Origin of the sequence: Moraxella cuniculi, from assembly GCF_900637105.1 — a bacterium.
GTDB classification, from domain to species: domain Bacteria; phylum Pseudomonadota; class Gammaproteobacteria; order Pseudomonadales; family Moraxellaceae; genus Moraxella; species Moraxella cuniculi.
In genome coordinates this window covers 2,034,679-2,060,124 of the sequence record NZ_LR134343.1, presented here as the reverse complement: position 1 = coordinate 2,060,124, position 25,446 = coordinate 2,034,679, and the positions used below count along the sequence as shown (strand labels likewise).

Here is a 25,446-nt window from a genome sequence, read left to right as displayed (position 1 = left end):
CACAATTTGCAAGTTTGTTTCTTTTACCGAAGGGTATTTGTTATTGGCAGCCAAGTTGAATGAATGCTATCATCTTCGGGCAAATAGCGTATCTTGTGTACAAAGATTGTGTGATAAAGAAGCAATGAGACATTGTTTGGCAGAGCATTTTATCATGTGGTCAAAATTAACAAAAGTATCGCATTTGCAATCGTTATTGAACAGTATTAATTTTGATGTAATTGTTAAGCCAGTAGATGGTTTCGGCAGCCGTTTGATTGGGCGTTATTTTGTTGGAAAAACAGACACTGAACTTTTTGTTCAGAAATATCAAGAACTTGAATATGTGCTGGTGGAAGAATACATTCATGGTGATGAATATAGTGTAGAGGCTTTGAGCGATAATGGGCAACATAAGATTATCGCCATTACCAAAAAATTCATTGATGCAGATTTTATTGAAACTGGTCATATCATGCCACCCAAATTAGATGATGCCAGCTACAGTTTGATAATACAAAAAGTTAAAGAGTTTTTGGATTTGGTGGAATTGCAAGAAGGGCCTTCGCACACCGAAATTATTATCAACCAAACGGGTGTGCATATTGTAGAGGGGCATTCTCGCACAGGTGGCGATCGCATTGTAAGCCTAGTGCGTTTGACCACTGGCGTTGATTTAATCGAAGCCTATTTGCACCAGCTTGCACATATTGCATATACACCTGCAGCCATTAAGGCCAAATTTGCCCATGTGATTTTTACCAACTTTGTAGAAGGTGCCACTTATGTGAAGATGCCTGATTTGCAAGATTATGGCGATTATATTGATGAAATTGAGATAAATATCAGCCCAGGAGAGTGTGTTATTCGCCCAGAGTGTTCGGCAATGCGTCATACCATGGCAGTGGTTTATGCTAATGATTTTGATGAATGTGTGATGATTGCCCATAAAATTCGTAATCAATTTTTAACCCAAGCGATAGTTGAGTAAATTTCAGTGATTATTCTTTTGCACAGAGGCAATTTATATGCTTTATATACAGTATTAAAAAAGTTTGCCTCAAAAGACAAGGTGGTTGTACTGGCTTCTAAGGAAAAAATGACAGCAACTTGTGCAAAATATGCCCAGATGATTGAAGGGATGGTGTGTAGTTTTGTCTTGGTGAGCAATTATGATAAAAGTGGACAGCTTGAAAATTATGTGTACCATTTTCATTTAACTGCCAAAATTAAGCTTGTTTTTGCTGTAGCTGAGTTTGATTTGTATAGGGCGCACAGAATGAATCAGTGGCTTGGCCTTGACCATATTCCTGAAAACATATTGCGTATCTTTAGAAATAAAATAGCGATGAAACATTATTTTTCATCTAAAGGTGTTAAGACCCCTTGTTTTGCAGAGGTAAAATCTGTGTTAGATATTCATGATTTTATCCAAAAAAATGGCTTTCCTGTAGTGGTGAAGCAACAGGAGGGTGGCGGAGGTGTTGGTACGCAAATTTTAAGATCGGTTGCAGATATAGAGGCGTTTGCTCAATCAGATTTTCGTAGCAATGGATTTACCGAACCTAGTTTAATGATTGAAAGTTATGTTGAGGGAAAATTATATCATGTTGATGGTTTTTGCTATAACAATCAAATACAATATTTGTCTTGTGGCGAATACATTCACGGTTTGATTGATGATTTCTATCATAATTTTTCATTGGGGTCAATTTTATTGCCCAATCAATCAGCGACGTATCAAAAATTAAAAAAGGCTCATGAAGAGGTGTTGAGTGCCATTGATGTTCCTATGGCTTTTACATTTCATGCCGAATATTTTATTGATCAAGATGATACCGTTGTTCTGTGCGAAATTGCTTGCAGAACAGGTGGAGCAGGAATCAATCAAACCAATGATTTGGTGCGCGGTGTCGATTTAAATGCTTGGTTGCTAGATACTTTATATCATCAAAGACCAGCAAAGGTTGAACAAAAAAACAACACAACAAGTGGTGGTTGGGTGGTGTTTAGCTTGGGACGAGTCCGCGCCAAAATAAAACATATTGCAAAAACTTGCGATTTAACCCATGTTGTAGACTACCATTGTGATGTTTTGGCTGAACAAACCATTCATCCTACTGTCTCTAATGTGCAAGGAATTTGTACTGCAATTTTTGCAAGCGAAGACGAGCCACAAGCAGCACTCTGTTATGATGATTTTATACAATGGGCAAATGAGTATATTTTATGGCAAGAATATTCATAGCAGAGCTATTGTTGAATGTGATTAAGGCATTGCTGTTGGTCGCATCAGCCGTTCATTTGTTGCAAATGACACAAAGTATCGCTTTTTTGGTCTGGCAATGGTATTAGAGGTGGTATCTTCTATTTTTGCACCAATGTATATCGGCACTTTGATTGATAAATATGGTGCTATTTTCTATTATTACAAAACATTATTGATTGTTTTCATACTTGCTGTTTTTTAAAGAAGTTAGCCAACCATTTTAAAGCGTTTGATTTATTGTTTCACTATATCAATTATGGCTGGGTTTGGTCAGTATACTTTTTGAACCACAGCCAATGCAACTTATGAATGAACTTACAGATTTTGATAAATCCTATGATAATGAGAGCTATATAAGTAAGGGTAAATTTTCTCATCGCTCTTTGACTAGATCATTTTTAGAAGATAAAAGTGACAAGGTTAAAAAAATATAAATAAGAAAAAAATCACACCTGTTAAAACTCCAGAGGGGTATATATACTGTAAAGAGGAAACTGTGATTAAATTTGGTATGGATTTTAGCTTCCGAGATCAAAAAGAAAAATTTTTTATTAATGTTTCATGGGCAGCTGATAGCAAATGCCGCAAATACGGGTGGGGTGGCAAAAATCCACGGGCATTACAAGCTAATCAAAACTTTGATTTAAAAAAAGAATTAAGAGAAAATAGCAAGAAGGCGGCATCTACCGAATAGCACTGCACACCCTAACAGGTTTCTTGCTACAGTACGGTGCAAGGAATGGCGTTGGCAAGTGCAATTGCTCATTGAGCAAAAATTTGCCAATAAAAAAACCAGTGAACATCACTGGTTGATATGGTGGGGACGGAGAGACTCGAACTCTCACACCTCGCGGCGCTGGAACCTAAATCCAGTGCGTCTACCAATTTCGCCACGTCCCCAATTTGTTGCTTAAGAAAACTTGCGTTGTCTTGATGATGGGTATTATATATGATTTTTGTATTTTGGCAAGGGTTTTTTTATTTACTTGAGAAAATTTTTATAAGATTTTGATTTTAGATGATTTATTTTTTTTGCAACTGACAAGATTTAGCCATTATACACTTGGGGGAGTGGCTTAATCGCAGTGCTTTATTGTAGATAAAGCACTGATTGTTAAATCTGACAAATGATGCGGCGGTTTGTGGTGAATTTGGGAGGTAGGTTGCAGTGTTTTGATTTAACTCATTGAAAAATATTATTTTATTTGCTTTGGTTTAATTTTTTGCTGGCTCAGGCTCGGTGGCAGGAGGTAAATTTTCACGGATTTTTTGTGAAAATTGTTGGGAGGAAATGGGGTTTTTTGCCGAATAAGCGGCGACTTTTGGATTGATAAACGCCATTTCTTTCCAGTTTTGCAATGAGTATTGCTGATTTATCACACCAAGTTCGTGCAGGTATGCTGGCAGCCTGCCCGATACCAAAATCCGATAATCGCGAGGGTAGGGCGTGATGTCTTTGATAAGCTTAAAAATCTCTGTGGTGCAGTTGGCGGTTAGGGTGTTGTACCAAGCGGGAGTGTCTTTTAGTGCTTCGGCAGCTTGTAAATAGCTCATGAATAGCTTACGAATATAAGGCTTGGGGTAGTTTAGCGGATATAGATACACTCGCTCATTACGAACATTGGAGCGTGTATAGATGATGTCTTTTTCGTCAGCGGCAACAATGGTCAGTTCATATTGACGGAAAAATCCCCCAATTGATGAAAAGTCTTCACCAATTTCTTTGCGTATCTCAATAGAAAATACCAATCGCTGACCGTCTGAAAAGCCAAACGATAACAGCGTGTGAGCGATATTTTCGTTATCCCAAATGGAAACAAACAAATCCAGTGTCTGTAGCTTGGATAAATCGTAGCGGCGAGTTTGCCAGTTTGCAATGTAGTCGTTTTCACTTAGCCAATCAAAGTTGCGTACATTGTTAATGGTGATGATATCGCCTTGCTGCTCATAGCTTAATTGCTGAAGCACCTCATCTTGCCACGGCCGATTGTTGCTGGGCTGCATGGCGACAAACCACAGAGTAATGATAATCAAGCTGATGAGCAAAAGAGCTTTGGCGTATTTTGGTTTTTTGTAAAAAGTTGCCAAAAAGATAATGGGCAATAGGGCAATGATTGCATAACTGCCAGCACCGATGGGCTTGTGTAGCCATACAGCGGTCAGACCCCATGCTGTCCACAGAGCGCAAGGCTTTTGCCAGCAACGCTTGCTGGGGTGGTTTGCCGCTTACTGCGAAAAAATGAGCGATGTTTGCGGAGTGCTGACATATAAATGCAACTTGATGAGTGATAAAAATAACAAAAAGCATAACTGCACAGATAATATCATAAAATGGCAAGGTTGTGTTGTAAATAACCGTCCGTGTTGGTATGATATTTGCAGATGATTTGGCTATTTTGGAGATAAGTGATGATTAAGACGCTGGATATTACCCAATTTACACCGACAGCGGATAAGATTATTTGGGATGTGCGTGATGCTGACAAATATCAACAGGGGCATATTGAATATGCGACCAATCAACCATTGGCAACGATTAATCGGCAGCTGATTGACGAAACGCAGGGTGATATTTATGTTTTGTGTGGCGGTGGCACAAAAGCACAAAAAGCAGCGGAACTTATTGAGCAGTTAGATGGTGGTCGCACCGTTATTCATTTAACAGGTGGTACCAGAGCGGCAGTGGTACATGGCATGACTATCGTTCGTAATACTGATGACAATCAGTCAGGCACGAAAGATTAAAATATATAAAAATCAATAAGTTATAAATTTTCTGAATTTTTTTGAAATTTATTTCTTGACAGTAAGCCGACTTGGTTGTATCATACGCACCACAACGACGAGCTGATTAGCAAGTCAAGACTTGAAGTTGAAAATCGGAGTGTAGCGCAGCTTGGTAGCGCATCTGGTTTGGGACCAGAGGGTCGGGGGTTCGAATCCCTCCACTCCGACCATTTTAAAGCCGAACAGGCTTTTTTTGTTGGCGAAAGCCAATCATGAGCGCCTGTAGCTCAGTTGGATAGAGCATCTGCCTTCTAAGCAGGTGGTCGCAGGTTCGAATCCTGCCAGGCGTGCCATTTGCCTGTTGTATTTATGGCGGCTATAGCTCAGTTGGTAGAGCCCCGGGTTGTGATCTCGGTTGTCGTGGGTTCGAGTCCCATTAGTCGCCCCATTTTCTTGTAAAATTTCAATATTATAAAGCCCAAAGCCATTAGCTTGGGCTTTTTTTGTTGCTTTATTTTCGCCCTACATGACCAACGCTTGCTAGCGTTTTTCAAACTTATCATCATCTCAAACTATGGGGAGTTTGAGTAGATGGTGGTTGTGGAATTTGTCAAATGGGCTGCTTATGACACCGTATCTGTCAATGCAACAAACTTTAGATTTGGTATAAAAAAGCCTAAGCGATGTCAAAAACCAGTTGGTTAATTTATAATATATTTAATAATTATTTATAAAAATTTACCAAAAATCTGAGAAAAAGCAACCAACAAATTGACAATCAACGCAATAAGCTGAGCAAAACTTTGGCGTAGCAACAAAAGCTGTTACTGTCATCGGGCTGCTTTGGTGGTGTATTGGTGAGCAAGAGAATTGCTGGCGATGCGTATTATTTATCAATTATTATAAATTATAATTTAACAGATTGCTTAATGATGGTCGGTAGGCTTTGCTTTTGTGGTGTGATTTGTTGATTTTGTCCTTGATTGGCATTGTTATCTTGATGGCTTTGCGATACAATGCAGCTGATGACTTTTATTGGGGCAAAGGATGATGAATGCAGACAAATTGGTAATTGGCAGCAGAGAGTTTGATTCTCGCTTATTGGTGGGCACAGGCAAATATCAAGACTTGCACGCCACTCATCAGGCAATCAAGGCAAGTGGTGCAGAAATTGTTACCGTTGCCATTCGCCGCACCAATATCGGACAAAATCCCAATGAGCCAAATCTGCTCGATATTATTCCGCCAACGGAATATACAATTTTGCCAAATACGGCAGGCTGTTTTGATGCATCCAGTGCGGTGCGTACCTGTTTGTTGGCAAGGGAGTTGCTTGATGGGCATAATTTGGTCAAGCTTGAGGTGCTGGGCGACGAAAAAAACCTGTATCCCAATGTCATTGAGACGGTCAAAGCAGCCAAGCAACTGGTTGATGATGGATTTGAGGTCATGGTGTACACTTCTGACGATCCAATCGTGGCAAATGAGCTGGCAAGCATGGGCTGTGTGGCGATTATGCCGCTGGGGAGTTTGATTGGCTCTGGCTTGGGTCTGCTCAATCGCCATACGCTTAGCTTGATTATCGAACAAAGCACAGTGCCTGTGCTGGTTGATGCTGGAGTTGGTACGGCTTCTGACGCTGCTATTGCCATGGAACTTGGCTGCGATGGCGTGCTGATGAATACGGCAATTGCTCATGCAAAAAATCCCACTTTGATGGCAACGGCGATGCAATATGCAATCAAGGCTGGGCGTGCGGCGTTTTTGGCAGGGCGAATGTCGCCACGCTACATGGCACAGGCAAGCTCGCCACAGACGGGGTATTTTTTCACTTAAATTAACAGACTGATGTGAATAACTGTTTGTTTGTTAAATATTAAAAAATAATCATGAAAGACTTATCAAATGTCGCAAAGTTTGCTATCATAGGCACAGTTTTTTAAGGACGGTAGATTGTGCGTATGCTTGGCATTGTTGATTTATTGTTTTTATTGTTAGAAAATGCCAAGCAGCCGATGCATGTGGCAGGGATTTGTGTATTTGAATTGCCAAAGCACAGCACCAGTCAAGACGAGGCACGGTATTTTGCCCAACTGCTTGGACAGGCGGATGTTGATAATTTGCCGAATTTCCCATTTAATCAACAACTTGCAGGGATTTTTTGGCAAAAAACCAGCCGCTTTGATTGGCACAAGCATTGTTACCATCATCGCCTACAAACTGGCGAAATGTCCGAATTGCTAGAAAAAGTTTCTAATTTGCACGAAGAGCGTTTGTCAAAAGACAGACCGCTGTGGCAGCTGCACTTATTCAGCAACTTGCAGCCAGAGCATGAAAACGCCCCCAAGCGATTTGCTTTGTACCTTAAGATTCATCATGCGGTGCTTGATGGCGTGGCAGCGATGCGATTATTCCAACGCTTGCTTTCTGGGCGAGCTGACGAGGTTTTGCCACAGCCGCTTTGGTCAAGACAAATTCGCCAGCGTCAGAGCAGTTTTGTGCGGCAAAATAAGTCATTTTTAAAACACCTAACAGAGCAGCTTGGTAGCATTACGCCTGTACTGGCTGAGCTAAAGCAAGATTATAAGCTGTATCGTCAAGGGCAGACAGAGGCGTTTATTGGCAGTTTGCAAGCACCGCCATCGCTATTTAATCAAAAAATCACCACACGGCGAGATTTTTTGGCAATTGCACTACAAAAATCACGCTTTGTGGAGATTGCCAAAACGCTTGGGCTGACAACCAATGATGTGATTTTGGCGGTGTGTGCTTATGCACTGCGAGCTTATCTTTGTCAGCAAAATGCTCTGCCAAGCAAATCGCTGATTGCTTTTGTGCCAATTTCGCTACGCAATAATGATACAGCACTGGGCAATCAGATTTCTTTTATCCCGACAAATCTGGGAACGGCTGACGAGGATTTGTTAGTTAGAATTAACAAAATAAGTCAAAGCATTCAAGCTGGAAAAGCACGAATGCAGCGTATGACGCAGGCACAATTTATCAATTATACAGCTGCACATTATGCGTGGGCGGGGGTGAATTTGGCACTGCGATTGTATCCAAAAAAACAAGCGTTTAATTTGGTAATCTCCAATATCCCTGGTGATGACAATACGCCATTATACCTAAATGGTGCAAGATTATCAGCTGTTTATCCTGCTTCTGTGCTGTTTGATGGGCAGGCGTTGAATATCAGCTTTGCCAATTATCAAGACCGCATTGACTTTGGGCTGATTGCTTGTGGCGAAGTACTGCCAAATATTCATCATTTGCCAGAGTTAATCAAACAAGGGCTTGGGGCGTACGAAAATTTGCTCTTTTATAACAAAACACCTATCAAAGATTAAATAAGCATTGTTTATTAATACTAATAAATAAAGCACCCAATTGTTTATCGGGTGCTTTTTGGTGAGCCTACGCACCCCAAACTTCATCGGCAATTTCACGAATGAGTGCGACTTTTGCCCACTGGGCTTCTTCGGTGAGAATGTTGCCTTCTTCGGTGCTGGCAAAACCACATTGCGGACTTAGGCACAGCTGATTAATGTCCATATATTGGGTCGCCTCTTGAATGCGTGCGATGATTTCATTTTTGTCTTCAAGCTCGCCTGTTTTTGAGGTAATCAGTCCAAGCACGACTTGCTGGTCTTTGATGTGCTTTAATGGTTCAAAATCGCCAGCCCGATCGCTGTCATATTCTAAGAAAAATCCATCAACACGGCAGCTGCCAAACAGCACTTCGGCAACAGGGGCATAACTGCCTTCTGAGAACCATGTGGAGCGAAAATTGCCACGGCAAATGTGCATGGTGATGGTCATGTCGGCAGGCTTGGCATCAACGATGCGATTAATCATAGCAACATAATCTTTGGCAAGTTTGTCAAAATCCCAGCCACGAGCGGCAAATTCGGCACGCTTATCCACCGCACAAAATTGACCCCAGCTGGTGTCATCAAGTTGCAGATTTCTTAGCCCCATTGCATAAAATTTTTGCATTGCCTTGATATAAGCATCGCCAATATCACGATACAGCACTGCTTCATCTTGGTAGCGATCAATTGGTTGATGGTTTGGATCACGCACACAGGCAACCAAATGCAGCATTGAGGGTGAGGGAATGGTAAATTTGGTCGGCGTCTCGCCTGCAGCATCGGCAAGAAGCTGATAGGCATTGATGAATGAATGCTTGTCCGAAAAATCAATCTTGTCGGTGATGGTTACACTGTGGCTTTTTGGCTTGGCATCTTTAAACTGCACGGAAAAATTCTCGGTCTCTACCCATTGCACTCCTTCTAAGTCCGCCAAAAAATCCAAATGCCACCATACACGGCTAAATTCACCATCGCTGACGGCATTAAGACCGTGCTGTTTTTGTTTTTCGACCAATTTGCTGATTTCTTGCTTAAGTATCACTTGATAATCATCGCTGCTTATTGTGCCTGCGTTGAGTTTTTCTTTGGCAGTCATTAAGGCTTGGGTGCGTAAAAATGAGCCAACGACATCGTTACGATAAGGGGCTTGATGACGCACGGTGGCAGTTGCAAATAGTTTTGACATGGCTAAATCCTCATCTGGTTGGTTTGATAAAAGTGTTAATTGTTATCGAATTATGCTTTTAGTCAGTTTGCTTGGGAATGTGCAAAAAATACACAGCGACACAGGCAAGCAAAATAACGCCACTGGCACCTAAGTACAAATCATCTTTGCCAATGCCCAAATCAAGCAGCTTGCCTGCCAAAATTGGTGAGGCGATTGAGCCAAGTCGCCCGATGCCGATTGCTGTACCAACGCCTGTGCTGCGAAAACTTGGCTTGTATAGAGTTGGGTTGATGGCATACAGGCCTGTGATACAACCATTTATCAAAGCACCGATAAGCACAGCAAAAACAAGTGCGATGGCAAGATTGGGGCTAAAAACAAAAGCAATGATGGCAAGCGATGATAATGCGATAAATGTCATCAGGGTAAATCTTGGGCTAAGATGACTCACCAAGAAGCCAAAAATCAACGAGCCGACCGCACCGCCGATGCTGATCGCCATACCGACTGTTTGGCTTTGTTGTTTTGCCAATCCTGAGGATTCTAGCAATGCAGGCGTCCAAGAGCTGACAAAATAAAAAGACGACATAACAGCAATGAACGCAAGCCAAATTAGCAGGGTGGTTTTGTATTGTTGGCTAGTAAACAGCTGGCTGATGGCGGTGGTTTGTTTTGATTGCTTGCTAAGAGGCGGCAGTCGCCAGTCGCCTGTTTTGCCGATTTTGTTGGCTATCTTGGTTAGTCTGTTGGCGGCGTTGCTTGGTTGTTGTTGGTTTAAAAATGACACAGACTCTGGCAACAGAGCGATGATGGCAACAAGTGCCAAGCCTGTCAAAACAGCACCTGTCATAAATACCGAACGAAAGCCGAACTCATCTTGCAAAATGACTGCCGACAGACCGCCAAGCATTGCACCGATACCAAAGCCACTGGCATAGATGGCGATTGCCAGACCACGCCATTTTTGATTGGCGTATTCGCTGACAATGACATTGGTGCAGGGCAAAATCCCACCCACGCCCACGCCTGTAATCAGTCTCGACAATGCGATGCCCTCGACCGTGCTGGCAAAATAAGTCATCAGCATACCAAGTGCTGATAGGGCGGTTGCGATGATTAATAAGGGACGGCGACCAAATTTATCAGCAAATGGAGCAAGTCCCATAGAGCCTATCGCCATGCCAATAAATCCTGCACTCATCAGACTGCCGATTTGCGTGCCAGTCAGCCCCAGCTCGTTTTGGATACTTTTGGCGGTAAAGGCGATTGCCAGTACATCAAAGCCATCAAGCATATTTAGGACAACTGCCAAAGCAACAATCAGCCATTGGTAGCGGTGCATGGGGGTGTGATTGATGGCATAAGCCAGATTATGCTGTGCAAGATGAGAGCTGTTATTCATAACCGATATTTTGCTATTATTTATGATTAATAAAAATTGTGCATTATAACGGACTTTTATGATGAATAAGTGTCAATATTTTCAAAGAAACATGAAAAAATATCATGATAAACTTGTGCTGGCGACAAGGTAATAAAAAACACCCATCAGCAGATGGGTGAATGCATTAAGGGGGATTGAATTAATCGTGTATGCCAAATTAGATGAGCAGCACCGCTAACAGTGCCAATACTGCTGGCAGTCCTTGTTTGATTAAGATGGCTGGATTTGAGGTGATGGCACCCCAAATGGCAGCGAGAATAACAAAGCCAAGAAACAAAATACTGGCATCAGTGCGAGCAACTTGTGGGGCGAAAAAAATACGCCCACGCAAGCCCTGTTGCCAAAAAGCCATTATACAGCCCTTGGTTGCTAAACAAAACTTGCACGCTTTTTTGTTGCAAAAACTCAATCGGCAGACCAAAAATGCGGGCAGCTTGTGAGCTTGGAATCTTGCATATTTCAAGGTACATGATAAAAAAATGCTCAATAATAACAATCAAGACCAAGCAAGTTGCCAGTGTTTGCATAACGATTCCAAGCGTGTTTATTGGTGTGAATTTAGCGTTCTAGGTACTGAATCTTGCCCTCAACGCCGTCCCATTTTTCGTAGTCAGGCAGCGGGTCTTTTTTCTCGGTGATGTTTGTCCATACGCCTGACAGCTCTTCGTTGAGTGCCAAAAACTCTTCTTGACCTGCAGGCAGTTCATCTTCAGAAAAAATCGCATTGGCTGGACATTCAGGCTCGCATAAGGCACAGTCAATACACTCATCAGGGTTGATGACCAAAAAATTTGGGCCTTCGTAGAAACAGTCTACAGGGCATACTTCCACACAGTCGGTGTATTTGCACAAAATACAGTTATCAGTTACAACAAAAGTCATGTTTTTACCTTATGCTAGCGGTTGGCTGGGGCATTTTGCCCAAAAGAATAACTAATAAGAAAGGGCAATGCCCAAAACTGGCTTATTGTAGCGTGTTTGGGCAATTTTCTCAAATAAAACCTGTTATTTTGTTATGCCAAAAGTGAAAAAATATACCAAAAATTCGCAAAAGCCTTAAAGCAAGTGAAAATGAGAATTGCTCAAGGCTTATCGCTGAGATTTTTGTGCAAATTTTGGTATTTTTTTAATTATTTATTTAAAAATACCAATAAATTGACAGCAGTTATTTATTGAGTTGCTGCCAAAGCCTCTCGTTGGGCTTTTTTGGCGATGGCGTAGCATTCTTCGATGTGGTCAAAGCTGATTTTCTTAAAAATCATATAACCCAAAGTTGCTGCAACCATTGAGCCGCCCAGTGGAATATATTTGCTGACTTGCTTGCCAATAAAGCGACCACCAAAGCCTTGCACGGTTTTATTTACCACGCCACGAGCGGCAATCAAGCCGCCAACAGCGATGATGCGGTCTTTGAGATTTTGTTCACGGAGCGTTTCATTGCCTGCAAGTTGCGCTTCGTCTTTTAGTCCAAAGCGAGCGGTAATTTCAGGCAATAATTTGCTTAGCATGGCAACATCAACCGCAACATCCAAAAATGGCAATGGAATCACTGCCACGCCAGCAGATATTTTGGCTCGGGATTTTGCCAGTGCTTGGCATTCGGCACGGATTTGCTCAAGATTCAGCGTTGTATCAATATTGGTAGCAACAGGCTGACTGATAGAAGTGTTTAGCATAGAATTTCCTTAATCAATTGTTGGTTTGGGCATGATGCCATACTTGGTAATTTCACCACAATAGCTATTTTACGATGATTATCATAAGTTACAAGTATTTTTGTGTAATATTTGTATGGCTTGTGTCTTTTGTTTGGCATCTAATGATGGCGCAACTGACTGGGGCGAAATCCTGTGGCAAGCAGTGCCACACCATACACGGCAGCACCAGCCAAACAAATGATTAATAACCACAGTAACTTATACCACTGAGTTTGTTGTGCTGGATAAAATGGCAGCAGCAGATACAGGGCAATCACCATGACGGTGCTGGCGATGATAAATTGGGCAAAGCGTTTTCGCCATGGTTTGCCAAAGCGATAAATGCCTCTTTGGCGCAAGATAAAGTACAAAAGTGCAGCATTGACAAAACTTGCAGCGGTGGTTGCCAGTGCCAAGCCGCCATGCAACGGCAGGCGTGCCAAATAAAATATCCCAATAAACAGGACGCTAAACAGCATATTGGCAAATACCGAAATAATGCCAACTTTGACAGGGGTTTTGGTGTCTTGATCGGCAAAAAACGCAGGGGCAAAAATTTTAATGAGCATAAAGCCCAAGATGCCCCCAGAGAGTGCTTTTAGTGCCACACCGCTCATCAAGGCATCGTTGGCGTCAAATTCGCCACGCACAAACAAAGCGTCCATCAGCACATTGGACAGCACAAACATGGCAAGGCTTGCAGGCAGTCCCACCAGAATAATCAGCCGTGCTGCCCAGTCAAGCGTCTTGACAAAAGTTTCTTGGTCAGCTTTGGCACGACTTGCAGAAAGGCTTGGCAAAATCACCGTGCCAATTGCCACGCCAATCAGCCCAAGTGGTAGTTCGCTTAGGCGTTCGGCAGCATACATCCAAGAGACTGACCCTGCCATCATCAGTGAGGCAAATACCGTACTTAATAGCAGGTTAATCTGAGTAACAGAAACACCAAAAATTGCTGGCAGCATGAGCTTTAGAATTTTTTTGACGCCATCGTCATGAAAATTGATACTGGGAGCAACAAGCAGTTTTTGTTGCCACAACTGCGGCAGCTGAATAACCAGCTGCAATATGCCAGAGACAGCAACGGCATAGCCCAATGCCATGATGGGTGTATCCATCATTGGTGCAAGAATCAAAGCACCGCCAATCATCGCAAGGTTGAGCAGTACAGGAGCAAAAGCAGGGGCGGCAAAACGACCATAGCTTTGTAAAATACTGCCAAAAAAAGCCGTCATTGAGATAAACAGCAAATACGGAAAAGTCAAACGCAATAAATCGGCTGCGGTGTCAAATTTTTGGGCATCACCAATAAATCCGGGGGCAAACAGGGCAATAACTTGCGGTGCCAATATAATCACCACCACAGTCAGCACGAGCAAAATCAGCGATAACACCCCAGAGGTGCGAGCAATCAGCAGCTGCACTTCGTTAAAACTTCGCTTTTCTTTGTATTCGGTCAAAACAGGCACAAAGGCTTGGCTAAATGCCCCTTCGGCAAATAAACGACGCAAAAAATTGGGGATTTTAAAGGCCACCAAAAATGCGTCCATCAAGCCGCCTGCACCAAAAACGCTCATCAGCACCATGTCTCTTAACAAGCCCAAAATGCGAGACAGCATTGTCATTGAGCTGACAATCATGGTTGAGCGAAAAAGCCGAGATTTTGCCATAATAAAATCAACATTGCCAAAAGGTAGTATTTTACTTGGTTTTGATGATTTTTGCTTGGATTTTGTGCTTAGGCAGGGCGGTTTTGGTGGTCAATTTGTAAGTTTGTGTAAATTTACCGCCAAAATTTTGGGCAATTATCAAGCGGTTGCTTGACAGCTGCCCAAGGGGTTGTGCGTGGCAAATTAGCACGATTGCTTGCTGGTGGATAGGTATAATTGTGCAACCATGCTGCGTAATTTTTGCCAATCAAAATGCTTGCCAGGGTCGGTTTTACGGTTGGGGGCGATGTCGCTATGACCTGCCAGCTGGCGGCGAGTGGCAGGATAGGCATGGTAAATGGCAACGATGATTTGGCTTAATACTTCGTATTGAATTTCTTCATAATCCTGATGGTCTGTGCCTTCAAGCTCAATGCCAATGCTAAAATCATTGCAGTTGGCTCGCCCAAGATAGCTTGAGATGCCAGCGTGCCATGCTCGGTCATTAAAATTAACAAATTGCGTAACCGTACCATCTCGCTCAATAAATAAATGTGCAGATACTTGCAGTGTGCAAATTTCGGCAAAATATGGGTGGTTGGTGGCGATGAGCTTGTTTTGAAAAAAAGCCTTGACATAGTGCGTGCCTGTGCCATCGCTTTGGTTGAATTGTGCAGGAGGTAGGCTGATGTTGTGAATGATGATTGCCGAGATCTCACCAAAGTCAGCTGGGCGTGCGTTGAAATTCGGCGAGGCAACAAAAGTGCTGCCTTGTAAGATACCGTCTTTAATAAAAAATGATGAAGGGTTCATGAGTTGATATTGACCAAAATTTCTTGTATTGTAACACAATTGACGCATGATTTTTGTGATAAATTTTGGCATAATGCCTTGATTGAACAAAGGCTGATACTAAGCTTAGCGATGGGTATCATTGATTGCTCCATCTGGGTGATGATATGAATAAATGGCAAGTTATGATAAGGTTAAAAGCGATTGTTGCTATTTGTATGGCATTGTCTGCACAGGTACAGGCTGGATTGTCCAAGCAAGCTGACATTAGGGCGATGACAACAGTTGCAAAGAAGCAGCTGGGTAATCCGTTTGGGCTTGATGATGCTACAGTGGCTCAATTGGCAAAGACAACCACATGGCGGCGATTGCTGTTATTTGCTGATACGCCAACCAAAAACGATCAAAGTCGTGTACAAAATCCCAAGTTCTTTTTGAGCGATGAGGGTGAGAAAAATCCGCAAGCTGAGCTTGTCGCTATGCTAACCGCCATGCAAAACCGTGATAATCAGGCGATTTGTCAGTTTGTGGCACGGGTGTATTTTTTGAATCAATCGCTGGCAGAGCGTGGGATTAACACGAGGGTCGATGACTCGTCATGTCAGGCGTTTTGGCAGTTTGCCGATACAATCAATGCCAAGCGGTTGTCGCTGATATTTGCCGAAGAAAATCCCAATAATATCGCCTCGGCATTTGGTCATGTCTGGTTGCGTGCTGATGCAGACACGATTGATGACTCTAAGGCTGTGGCGATAAATTATACCGTGGCAACCGACAGGGCGGATAATGCCATCAAATCCACCACCAAGTCCATCTTTGGTGGCTATGCAGGCGTGATGGAGATGATGAGCTATGAGCAAAAAGCACAGGATTATCTGGTTAAAGATGGGCGGGATTTGTGGCAGTTTGAGCTGGACTTGACTGCCGATGAGGTCATGCAAATCATTCGGCATATTTGGGAAATTAAAGACATGGCACGGCCGTATTTTTTCACCCATGATAATTGTGCCACCGAAATTGTGCGATTGCTTGATGTTGTCAGGGACAAAGCACAACTAAGCAAAGCAGTTGGTAAGGTGGTGATACCAGCACGCATGGCTTTTGTGCTAAAGCAACAAAATATGCTGGCAGATGAGCGGTTTATTCCTTCGCAAGCAACCATTCGTCAAGCTCGGCTGAATCGTGGTGGTGATTTGTCCGAGTTGCTGCCAAATCATAACAACCCAACCCAAGCTAATGCTGTGTATCGCTTTGGTGTTGGCGGTGGCTTTGATAAGAAGGCCGATGACGCAGTCTATGGCGTGCAATTGACGGCAGCTTATCAGGATTTGCTTGACAATCCAAATGGCACTCGTCAGCTGCTTGATTTGCAGTTATTATCATTGACGGTCAGGGCTGATAATCACAGACCTAGACTTGATGATTTTACCTTGTTTGCAACGCGTAGCCTAAACCCTGTCAATACTGCCAAAAATAATGCCAGCGATGACAAGGCGGCTTATGCAACAGGCATGGGCATTCGGCTGCATCGTGTGATTGACGCATCATCACCTGCCAATGATGATGCCTTGGTGTTTGATGTTGGTGTGCAGCGGGGAAAATCATGGGCATTTGGCAAGACAGATGACAATCGTGGTGAGTTTGCCGATACCGTCTGCTATGCACTGCTTGATGGCAAAATGCAACTTGGGCGTGTCAATCAAGGCTATCGGTTGGCTCTGGGGCCATCGCTTGGCTGCGTGTCTTATTTGACAAAGTCTGTGCGTATGATGGCACAGCTTGATATGCCTTATTATTATCACCCTGACCGTGCTTCGTCAAATCGCTCTGGCTATATGCAGCCAACAGTGGGCTTTGCCGTACAAAAAGATTTGTCAGCAAACCATGCCCTGCGACTGACTGCCAAAGCCGAACGGCTAAATGATGCAAGCAACAAGCAGGCAATGCTGTATCTATACAGATATTTTTAAGGAATAAGGACAAATTATGACAAAAAAATTTCTCATCATTGGTCAAGGTCGCATAGGCAAGCCCTTATCGCTCAAACTGGCTGATACTTATGCGGTGCATACAGTCGCTCGCAGCCATCACCAATATGACAACCCTACCATTTGTTTGCACCAAAAAGATGCTGCCGCCTTGCAGGCAGACGAACTGATGGGGGTAACGCACCTTGTCATCATCATCGCACCAAACAAAGCCAGAGCCACCGCCAACCATCGCCAAGCCTACCAAGAAAGCTACTGGCGGATATGCCGTCATCTTGCCGATTTGGCGGCGGACAGTCGCTGGCAGTATCGACTAAAGCAGATGCTGTTTGTCTCATCAACCGCAGTTTATGGTGAAAATGCAGGCGAGACAATCAACGAAAATACGCCAGCTGTACCAACCACCCCCATCGCTCAAATACTGTTAGATAGCGAAAAGGTACTGCAACAAGCCTTTGGCAAAAAAGCAGTTATTGTCCGTGCTGCGGGTATCTATCATCATGCCAGCACACGGCTTATCGATCAGGCAAGGCAAGCGTATCAGCACGGCGTGCCAAGCCATCATTATACCAATCGGATTTTTGCCGATGATTTGGTAAATGTGCTTTACCAGATTGTATTGACCGACCAGCCCAAGCCAATTTATCTTGCCTGTGATGGGGTGAGCGTGAGCAGTTTTGAGCTGTTGGCATTTTTGGCAACAAGGCTTGGGTTTTTGCCACCTGTGTGCATGATAAGCCCGCCAACGGGCAAAAAAATCGTACCAAATATTGATACTGGACTGCTGCAATTCGCCAATTATCAGGCAGGCTATGATGAAATTATTAAAAATCTTACCGTGCAACACAACAAAAAAGTACCTTGAAATACTTTGGCATGATATTGATTTTATGATGATTATGTACTATTCTTGCATGGGCTTGATGATGCTACACCGTTTGGCTGATAAAGATTGGCATACCTATTAAGGCTTATTGACTTATTTACTTGCTGGAGGCGTGCAGTGTATTTTTATCATCAGGCGAAGGCTTTGTTATAATTTGCTGTGATTTATGCAGTTTTATTCAATGAAAAATTGACAGCGTTTCAGATGGTTGCTATAGTTGTTGTTTTGCTTGGCTGATTTGTCGGTAGGCTTGATAATGCCAATTTAAACTGATTAAAAACTTATCAGATGAATGCACTTGAAAATTTAAGGTTAAAAATTTATGTCTAGTCAGATGTCTTTGGTCTACAACCCTTCATCTTTTGAAAGCAAATGGTACAAAACTTGGGAGGAGAATGGTTATTTTCGCCCAAGTTTCGACAAGCAGCAGTCATTTTCTATCGTGTTGCCACCGCCAAATGTAACAGGCAGTCTGCACATGGGGCATGGCTTTAATAATACCATCATGGACGCTTTGACTCGTTATCATCGCATGAAAGGGTGCAATACGCTTTGGCAGGGCGGTACAGATCATGCTGGTATCGCAACCCAAATGGTGGTCGAGCGTCAGTTGGGGCTACAGGGCATTTCTCGCCATGACTTGGGACGAGAAAAATTCCTAGAAAAAGTTTGGCAATGGAAAGAGCAATCAGGCAGCACGATGACCAATCAGATTCGCAGGCTTGGCTCAAGCATTGACTGGTCGCGTGAACGCTTTACGATGGACGAGGATTTGTCGCAAGTTGTCAAAGAGGTTTTTGTGCGTCTGCACGAACAGGGACTGATTTATCGTGGCAAACGCTTGGTAAACTGGGACATTAAGCTACAGACTGCCATCAGCGATCTGGAAGTAGAAAACCGTGATGAAAAAGGCTTTATGTATCATGTTCGCTATCCTTTTGTGGCAGGACAAACAGATGCCAATGGGCTAAGCCTTGATGGTAAATATATGCACATTGCCACTACTCGTCCAGAGACCATTTTGGCAGACGGCTGTTTGGCGGTACACCCTGATGATGAACGCTATACGGCTGTCGTGGGCAAGATGGTGCATGTGCCGCTTACCGATCGTGTGATTCCTGTGCTTGCAGATGAATATCCTGATCCAGAGTTTGGCACAGGCTGTGTAAAGATTACCCCTGCACATGATTTTAATGATTATGAAGTTGGTCAGCGTCATGATATTGAAATCATTAATCTGATGAATCTTGATGGTACGATGAACAACAATGCACCAGCTGCCTATCGTGGGCTGGATCGTTTTGATGCTCGCACCAAGATTATTGAGGATTTGACAACACATGAATTTTTGGAAAAAATTGAGCCGCATGAGTTAAAACGCCCTTATGGCGACAGATCTGGCGTGGTGATTGAGCCGCTATTGACCGATCAATGGTATGTAAAAATCGCACCACTTGCCAAAACTGCCATCGAAGCGGTGCAAGATGGACGCATTAAATTTGTACCAGAGCAGTACACCAATATGTACATGGCATGGATGCGTGATATTCAAGACTGGTGCATTAGCCGTCAGCTGTGGTGGGGGCATCGCATTCCTGCGTGGTATGATGAGGTGGGTAATGTCTATGTCGGTCGCGATGAAAAGGAAGTCCGCCAAAAATATCAGCTGGGCGATATGGCGTTACGCCAAGATGAAGATGTGCTTGATACTTGGTTTAGCTCTGCATTGTGGACTTTTTCAACGCTGGGCTGGACGGGCACTGATGCTGATTTTGACAATGAAATTTTGCAAAATTTCCACCCAACCAGCGTGCTGGTAACAGGTTTTGATATTATTTTCTTTTGGGTAGCTCGCATGATTATGATGACCATGCACTTTGTCAAAGACAAAGATGGCACGCCACAAGTACCATTTAAGACCGTCTATGTGCATGGTTTGGTGCGTGATGCTGAAGGTCAAAAAATGAGCAAATCCAAAGGCAATGTGCTAGATCCGCTGGATTTGATTGATGGTATTGACCTTGAGAGTCTGGTTGCCAAACGCACCACAGGGCTGATGAATCCCAAAGATGCCAGCAAGATTGAAAAAGCAACTCGCAAAGAATTTGCCGAAGGGATTGCAGCCTTTGGCACAGATGCAGTGCGATTTACCTTTTGTGCATTGGCAAACACGGGGCGTGATATTAGATTTGACCTAAAACGCGTTGAAGGCTACCGTAATTTTTGTAATAAGATTTGGAATGCGACACGCTTTGTGCTGATGAATGTTGAGGGCAAAACCATTGCCAAAGAAGCTCGCGCTGATTTGTGGGAATTGCCTGAGCGATGGATTGTCAGCCGACTGCAAAAATGCGAGCAGGCGGTAAATTTGGCATTTGACACCTATCGCTTGGATTTGGCGGCACAGGCGATTTATGACTTTATTTGGAATGAGTATTGTGATTGGTATTTGGAATTAACCAAGCCTGTGCTGGCTGATGAGCAAGTATCCGAGGAGAGAAAGGCGGAGGTTCGCCGTGTGTTGCTGTCCGTGCTGGAGGTAGCATTGCGATTGGCTCACCCATTGATGCCGTTTATCACGGAGGAGATTTGGCAGGTGATTGCACCAATGATTGACCGAGGCGGCAAAAGCATCATGCTAAGCCAGTTCCCTGTGGCTGATGAGCAAAAAATCAGCGAACAGGCTGAGTCGGACATGGCATGGTTGCAGGGTTTGATTGGTGCGGTGCGAAATATCCGTGGCGAGATGAAGCTGGGTAATGGTGTCAAACTTCCCGTTCTGCTACAAAATATCAACCAAAATGAGCATGATACCATTGTCCGTATTGAGCCATTATTTAAGGCATTGGCAAAAGTTGAAAGCCTTGACTATCTTGCCTCTGGCGAAAAAGCACCGTTGTCATCATCGGCGGTGGTTGGCAGTGCAGTGGTACTGGTCCCGATGAAAGGCTTGATTGATCCTGCTGCCGAGCTTGGTCGCCTGCAAAAAGAGCTGGATAAATTGACCAAACAGCACGACCAAATCGCAGGTAAACTTGCCAATGAAGGCTTTGTGGCAAAAGCACCGCCTGCGGTGGTGGAGGCAGAAAAAGCCAAACTTGCTGAGTTAATTGGGCAGATTGATAAGGTGAAAGGGAATATGAATCAGCTTAAGAGTTTATAGTTATGCAACAATCATCTTATTTAAAATCTAATTTGAGCTGTGATGATTTTATCAATAATGCTACATTGGTGGCATTATTAGTTGCTTTTGCCAATACAAAGCCTTGTGATATAGGCTTTGTGATTGAATCATCTTATAAATCATCTAAATATTCTCCAGTAGAATTAACTGAGATTATTTATCAAGAAAATAATCAACTATTATGTGATTTTACAGGATTGTTATTTCAATTAAATAAAACAAAACATCAGTTTTTTATCCAAACCGATTTACCAAGCGATGAGTTTTTTAATCAAATCTATAAATATATTCAAATTAAGCGTATAGAACATCAAATATCCGATCATGACTTTTCTAATTTAATTTTATTATCCTTTTTTGGTTTGCGTGGCAGCCCTGACTTTAAGCTGAATTTTTATAGCTTAGATTTACCACGTCAAATTGTAAGTTTCCAATATTTAGATCATTTATTTAAGTTGCTCACAAATATTAGTGATTTACGCCAATTAAATCTAAACTTTAGAGAATTGCAATATCAATTTATCGTGGGTGAAAATGAACGCAATACTCAATTTCGTATAAACTTACGTTATTTTTATGATAATCTAGCAAAGGATTTGTTAAAAGTAAATAAGTTTAAAGCAAATATTTTATTGCATAATAATGAACTTATTATCACAAAAAATATAGCCCGGGAAAGCAAGACCTTTATTGAACGCTTAATGTTTTATAAAGATAAAGTCTTAAATCAGCAAAATACTGAACGAGAAATAGAGCAATTACGCAAAGTATTAGGGTTTGTTTATGATGAAATGATTGATGAAAGAGTCAAGAGGAACCAAGGAATTGTGCAGTATGTTCGGGCATTTTTTGATGATGAATGTGCATGCTGCAAAAATATTTACCCATTGGAAAGTCGCACCTTTAAATATCGCCATTCAGAGCGTTTTTATTTAGAGATACATCATGTCATTTCTTTTTCGGTAGATCATACACTTGACCAAATTGATAATTTAGTTAAGCTTTGTCCAGCCTGCCATCGAGCTTTAACTAAAAATCGTGCCGATGAGACTTACCAAAAGCAATTAATTAGTGCAATTTTAGTTAACGCCCCTAAAGCAAAAGAATTTTGCCTAAACTTCACTGATGAAAACAATTGTATTCAATTTATTTATGATAGATTAAGATAATGAACATACTAGATTTATTTTGTGGTGCAGGTGGTTTGTCCTATGGATTTGAACAAGCAGGGTTTTCTACTATTTTAGGTGTAGATCTTAATGCACAAGCCCTAGAAACTTATCAAAGAAACCATAAAAATAGCCAAATTTTATGTGGCGACTTGACTTCAAGTGATGTAAAAAAAGAAATTATAAAAATAGCTCAGGATAATAATATTCGCGGTATTTTGGGGGGACCTCCTTGTCAAGGCTTTTCTTTAAAAGGCAAAAAATTAGGTCTTGAAGATCATCGCAATTACCTATTTCGTGAATACCTTGATATTGTTAAATCAATTGATCCAGAATTTATTGTTATGGAAAATGTCAAAGCTCTTACCAATCGTACTAATGAATATTTTTTAAATCAAATATTATCAGGTTTAAAAAAAATGGGCTTTTTTGTGCGATATCAGGTGCTTAATGCAAAGAATTACGGCATTCCACAAAGTCGTGAGCGTGTTTTTATTATTGCAACAAAAATACAACCATTTGATTTTCACAGTATAGAGCAACAGCCTTATGTAACAGTTTATCAAGCAATGAGCGATCTGCATTTTTTAAATAGCGGAGATGGGCAATTTTGTCAAGATTATATATTATCTGCAGAATCTGAATATCAACAGATAATGAGAAAAAATTCACACCATTTATATAATCACCAAGCAACAAATCATAGCCCAATTGCTCTTGCTAAATTAGCTATGATTCCACCAGAAGGTGGTAAATCTAGCTTGCCTGAGCATTTAAAAGGTCGCCAAAAATTCGATACAACTTGGGGAAGGCTAAAATGGCAAGGGGTGTCACCCACTATTGATACCCGTTTTGATACCCCTAGTAATGGTTGTAATTCACATCCTGAATTAAATCGTGCCATTACACCCAGAGAGGCTGCACGTTTGCAAAGCTTTCCAGATGATTTTATTTTTTATGGCAATAAGACCGAGGTGTGTAAACAGATTGGCAATGCCGTACCACCGAAATTGGCTTTTGAAATCGCTAAGTCAATTAAGAAATTGATGGAATAAATTATGTCAAACCTATCATTATTCAGCCCAGTGAAAAATATTAAAATTTTTAACGATGATTGTATTATGGTTATGAAAAACTTACGAAAGCAAAGTAAGTTTGTTAATCACATTATAACAGACCCACCTTATGTAATTTCTCAAGAAAACAATTTTCATACATTGAACAATCCGCGTAAAGGCTTAGATTTTGGTGATTGGGACTGGAATTTTGATTTAACAGCCTGGTTGGATTTGGCATATCCATTGCTGAATAAGGATGGCTCAATGATTATTTTTTGCTCTTATCGCTTTATATCACATATTACTCAAAAGATTGAAAGCTTGGGGGGTGTGGTCAAGGATGTTATGATTTGGCAAAAAGCCAATCCTATGCCTAGAAATATTAATAGAAGATATGTGCAAGATATGGAGTTTATGATTTGGGCGGTGAAATCAAAAAATAGCAAATGGGTGTTTAATAAACCTAACAATAAGCCTTACCAAAGGGGTTTTTTTCAAACACCGACATTGTTGGGTAAAGAGCGTACTTTGCATCCCACTCAGAAGCCAATTGCACTTATGCAAGAAGTCATCCAAATTCATAGCAATGAGCATGATACCATTTTTGATCCATTTATGGGAACAGGTTCTACAGGTGTTGCTTGCTTAAATTTAAACCGTCAATTTATTGGCTGTGAAAAAGAATTGCAATGGTTTAATATTGCTGAACAGCGATTGATGTAGTTACTAGCCTAATAACCCCTTAGTATTTCCTATCTCCAGCACCCTAATATATACTTGTACGATAATATCAATACTGGAGCATGACGATCGTCTATTTTTAGAGGGCATTCTGGTATTGGAGAAGTTTGTATTATTTTTTAAGTATTTATACAGGTGTGGTAATTGGACATTTAACCAATTTCATCAAACGAAAATACAATCACCAGCCCAAGCTATAGCCCATCGAGCAGTAGCTGGGTTGATTGTTGCTGGCTTTGTAGGTTGGAAAAAGTAACGCCAACAAGACGAATTGGCTGAGTGCGTGGGATTTGCCGAAACAGCTCGCTAAGCCATTTATACGCATCATCGGCGGATTGATAAGGGGACTTTAGCGAGTGGCTGCGAGTGATTTGGCTAAAATCAGCATAACGAACCTTTAAAGTGATGGTGTGGGCTTGTAGATTGCGGTCGGAGAGCCTGCCAAATGCTTGACGAGTTTGCTCTTGTAGTTTGGCAAGCAAGATGTCATCACGATAAATATTCTCACCAAAAGTAATCTCGGTGCCGACAGATTTGCGTACACGCTCGGCTTTGACTTGACGAGTGTCAATGCCATGTGCGATATCATGATAGAATTTGCCCCGTTTGTTGCCAAATAACTGCACCAAAGTCTCAAGCGGTGTCAGTCGTAATTGTCTGCCTGTATGTACGCCGATTGCGTGCAATTTTTCGCTGCTGGCATGACCGATGCCATGAAATTTCTCAATCGGCAGAGAGTCAATCAAGGATTGTGCATGCTCGGGCATGATGACTGTGATGCCATTGGGCTTGTTAAGATCGGAGGCGATTTTTGCAAGCATTTTGGTATGCGAAACGCCTGCTGATGCGGTCAATCCCGTCTGCTGATAAATTTTGGCACGCAGTTCATTGGCAAGGGCGGTTGCCGAACCATACGCCTGCCAGACCTCACTGACATCAAGATACGCCTCGTCCAAAGACAGCGGTTCAACCAGTGGCGTGATGGCATACATCAGTGATAAAATCTGCTGGCTGACGGCACGATATGCCTCAAATCTGGGTCGAACAAAAATCGCATCAGGGCAGCGTTTTTTGGCATCACGGCAGCTCATCGCCGAGCGAATGCCAAACTGTCTTGCCTCATAGCTGGCAGCAGCAACCACACCACGCCCATCGGGGTCGCCACCGACAATCAAAGGCTTGCCACGATATTGTGGACAATCCCGCTGTTCGACACTGGCAAAAAATGCGTCCATGTCAATATGAATGATTTTGTGCATGGGTTGTGGTACTATGGCGATTGGTAAATTGATAAAATATCACAGTCATGCACAATGTACAA

The 25,446-nt window shown here is 42.3% G+C and carries 22 protein-coding genes and 4 tRNA genes; 15 read left to right on the top strand and 11 right to left on the bottom strand.

The features are described from left to right. Positions 1-136 precede the first annotated feature (136 nt). The 3 genes from EL162_RS09330 to EL162_RS09320 all read left to right on the top strand — a co-directional run bounded on the left by EL162_RS09330 (position 137) and on the right by EL162_RS09320 (position 2,942). A complete protein-coding gene (locus EL162_RS09330; protein ID WP_170161450.1) occupies positions 137-970 on the top strand; it encodes an ATP-grasp domain-containing protein in 834 nt (277 codons plus the stop codon). A 6-nt stretch (positions 971-976) separates the two neighbouring features. Next, positions 977-2,227 (top strand): ATP-grasp domain-containing protein, encoded by a 1,251-nt coding sequence (locus tag EL162_RS09325; RefSeq protein WP_126331526.1) that lies wholly within the window; start codon positions 977-979, stop codon positions 2,225-2,227. A 517-nt stretch (positions 2,228-2,744) separates the two neighbouring features. After that, positions 2,745-2,942, top strand: a complete 198-nt coding sequence (locus EL162_RS09320; protein ID WP_126331525.1) for a hypothetical protein — start codon at positions 2,745-2,747, stop codon at positions 2,940-2,942. Between the two features lie 121 nt (positions 2,943-3,063). On the opposite strand, the gene EL162_RS09315 is transcribed toward EL162_RS09320, so the two are convergent. After that, positions 3,064-3,148, bottom strand: a tRNA-Leu gene (locus tag EL162_RS09315). Positions 3,149-3,463: 315 nt separating this feature from the next. Beyond that, positions 3,464-4,351 (bottom strand): Lnb N-terminal periplasmic domain-containing protein, encoded by an 888-nt coding sequence (locus EL162_RS09310; RefSeq protein ID WP_170161449.1) that lies wholly within the window; start codon positions 4,349-4,351, stop codon positions 3,464-3,466. Positions 4,352-4,657: 306 nt separating this feature from the next. On the opposite strand from EL162_RS09310, the gene EL162_RS09305 reads away from it, so the two are divergent. The 6 genes from EL162_RS09305 (at position 4,658) to EL162_RS09280 (ending at position 8,325) form a co-directional block, all read left to right on the top strand. Then, a complete protein-coding gene (locus EL162_RS09305) occupies positions 4,658-4,993 on the top strand; it encodes a rhodanese-like domain-containing protein (RefSeq protein ID WP_126331735.1) in 336 nt (111 codons plus the stop codon). 135 nt (positions 4,994-5,128) lie between these two features. Next, positions 5,129-5,205 (top strand) — tRNA-Pro (locus EL162_RS09300). A gap of 46 nt (positions 5,206-5,251) precedes the next feature. Then, positions 5,252-5,328: transfer RNA gene (locus EL162_RS09295), tRNA-Arg, on the top strand. Positions 5,329-5,347: 19 nt separating this feature from the next. Continuing rightward, positions 5,348-5,423, top strand: a tRNA-His gene (locus EL162_RS09290). Positions 5,424-6,025: 602 nt separating this feature from the next. Then, the gene (locus tag EL162_RS09285) at positions 6,026-6,811 is read left to right on the top strand and encodes a thiazole synthase (RefSeq protein ID WP_126331734.1); all 786 of its coding nucleotides are present in this window, start codon (positions 6,026-6,028) and stop codon (positions 6,809-6,811) included. A 125-nt stretch (positions 6,812-6,936) separates the two neighbouring features. After that, positions 6,937-8,325 carry a wax ester/triacylglycerol synthase family O-acyltransferase gene (locus tag EL162_RS09280; RefSeq protein WP_227543461.1) on the top strand — a complete coding sequence of 463 codons (1,389 nt, stop codon included), beginning with the start codon at positions 6,937-6,939 and terminating at the stop codon, positions 8,323-8,325. A 67-nt stretch (positions 8,326-8,392) separates the two neighbouring features. On the opposite strand, the gene EL162_RS09275 is transcribed toward EL162_RS09280, so the two are convergent. The 8 genes from EL162_RS09275 to ampD all read right to left on the bottom strand — a co-directional run bounded on the left by EL162_RS09275 (position 8,393) and on the right by ampD (position 15,120). Continuing rightward, entirely contained in the window at positions 8,393-9,535 is a 1,143-nt protein-coding gene (locus EL162_RS09275; RefSeq protein ID WP_126331522.1) for a 5-methyltetrahydropteroyltriglutamate--homocysteine S-methyltransferase, read from the bottom strand. Positions 9,536-9,593: 58 nt separating this feature from the next. Then, positions 9,594-10,919: an MFS transporter gene (locus tag EL162_RS09270; protein ID WP_126331521.1), complete on the bottom strand. Its 1,326-nt coding sequence runs from the start codon at positions 10,917-10,919 to the stop codon at positions 9,594-9,596. A gap of 199 nt (positions 10,920-11,118) precedes the next feature. Continuing rightward, positions 11,119-11,313, bottom strand: a complete 195-nt coding sequence (locus EL162_RS10345) for a DUF1304 family protein (protein WP_259772326.1) — start codon at positions 11,311-11,313, stop codon at positions 11,119-11,121. Then, complete coding sequence (locus EL162_RS10420; protein WP_375537716.1) at positions 11,249-11,431, bottom strand: DUF1304 domain-containing protein; 183 nt, start codon at positions 11,429-11,431, stop codon at positions 11,249-11,251. Before EL162_RS10420 ends, EL162_RS10345 begins: the two co-directional genes overlap by 65 nt. An 88-nt stretch (positions 11,432-11,519) precedes the next feature. Further along, positions 11,520-11,843 (bottom strand): ferredoxin FdxA, encoded by a 324-nt coding sequence (gene fdxA, locus EL162_RS09260; protein WP_076555953.1) that lies wholly within the window; start codon positions 11,841-11,843, stop codon positions 11,520-11,522. A gap of 287 nt (positions 11,844-12,130) precedes the next feature. Further along, positions 12,131-12,637, bottom strand: coding sequence for a hypothetical protein (locus tag EL162_RS09255; protein WP_076555954.1), 507 nt, complete (start codon positions 12,635-12,637; stop codon positions 12,131-12,133). A 140-nt stretch (positions 12,638-12,777) separates the two neighbouring features. After that, positions 12,778-14,328: a murein biosynthesis integral membrane protein MurJ gene (gene murJ, locus EL162_RS09250; protein ID WP_126331520.1), complete on the bottom strand. Its 1,551-nt coding sequence runs from the start codon at positions 14,326-14,328 to the stop codon at positions 12,778-12,780. A 183-nt stretch (positions 14,329-14,511) separates the two neighbouring features. Beyond that, complete coding sequence (gene ampD / locus EL162_RS09245; protein ID WP_126331733.1) at positions 14,512-15,120, bottom strand: 1,6-anhydro-N-acetylmuramyl-L-alanine amidase AmpD; 609 nt, start codon at positions 15,118-15,120, stop codon at positions 14,512-14,514. Positions 15,121-15,284: 164 nt separating this feature from the next. Between ampD and EL162_RS09240 the strand changes: the two genes are divergently transcribed. The 6 genes from EL162_RS09240 (at position 15,285) to EL162_RS10115 (ending at position 24,107) form a co-directional block, all read left to right on the top strand. Then, positions 15,285-17,069, top strand: coding sequence for an Lnb N-terminal periplasmic domain-containing protein (locus tag EL162_RS09240; protein ID WP_170161448.1), 1,785 nt, complete (start codon positions 15,285-15,287; stop codon positions 17,067-17,069). A gap of 16 nt (positions 17,070-17,085) precedes the next feature. Then, complete coding sequence (locus EL162_RS09235; protein ID WP_126331518.1) at positions 17,086-17,952, top strand: NAD-dependent epimerase/dehydratase family protein; 867 nt, start codon at positions 17,086-17,088, stop codon at positions 17,950-17,952. A gap of 343 nt (positions 17,953-18,295) precedes the next feature. Continuing rightward, a complete protein-coding gene (locus EL162_RS09230) occupies positions 18,296-21,136 on the top strand; it encodes a valine--tRNA ligase (protein WP_126331517.1) in 2,841 nt (946 codons plus the stop codon). A 2-nt stretch (positions 21,137-21,138) separates the two neighbouring features. Continuing rightward, positions 21,139-22,326 carry an HNH endonuclease gene (locus tag EL162_RS09225; RefSeq protein ID WP_126331516.1) on the top strand — a complete coding sequence of 396 codons (1,188 nt, stop codon included), beginning with the start codon at positions 21,139-21,141 and terminating at the stop codon, positions 22,324-22,326. After that, a complete protein-coding gene (locus EL162_RS10120; protein ID WP_197718976.1) occupies positions 22,326-23,381 on the top strand; it encodes a DNA cytosine methyltransferase in 1,056 nt (351 codons plus the stop codon). Before EL162_RS09225 ends, EL162_RS10120 begins: the two co-directional genes overlap by 1 nt. 3 nt (positions 23,382-23,384) lie before the next feature. Beyond that, positions 23,385-24,107 carry a DNA-methyltransferase gene (locus EL162_RS10115; protein WP_197718975.1) on the top strand — a complete coding sequence of 241 codons (723 nt, stop codon included), beginning with the start codon at positions 23,385-23,387 and terminating at the stop codon, positions 24,105-24,107. A 212-nt stretch (positions 24,108-24,319) separates the two neighbouring features. On the opposite strand, the gene dinB is transcribed toward EL162_RS10115, so the two are convergent. Then, on the bottom strand, positions 24,320-25,384 hold the full coding sequence (gene dinB, locus EL162_RS09215) for a DNA polymerase IV (RefSeq protein WP_126331515.1): 1,065 nt from the start codon (positions 25,382-25,384) through the stop codon (positions 24,320-24,322). Between the last annotated feature and the right edge of the window lie 62 nt (positions 25,385-25,446).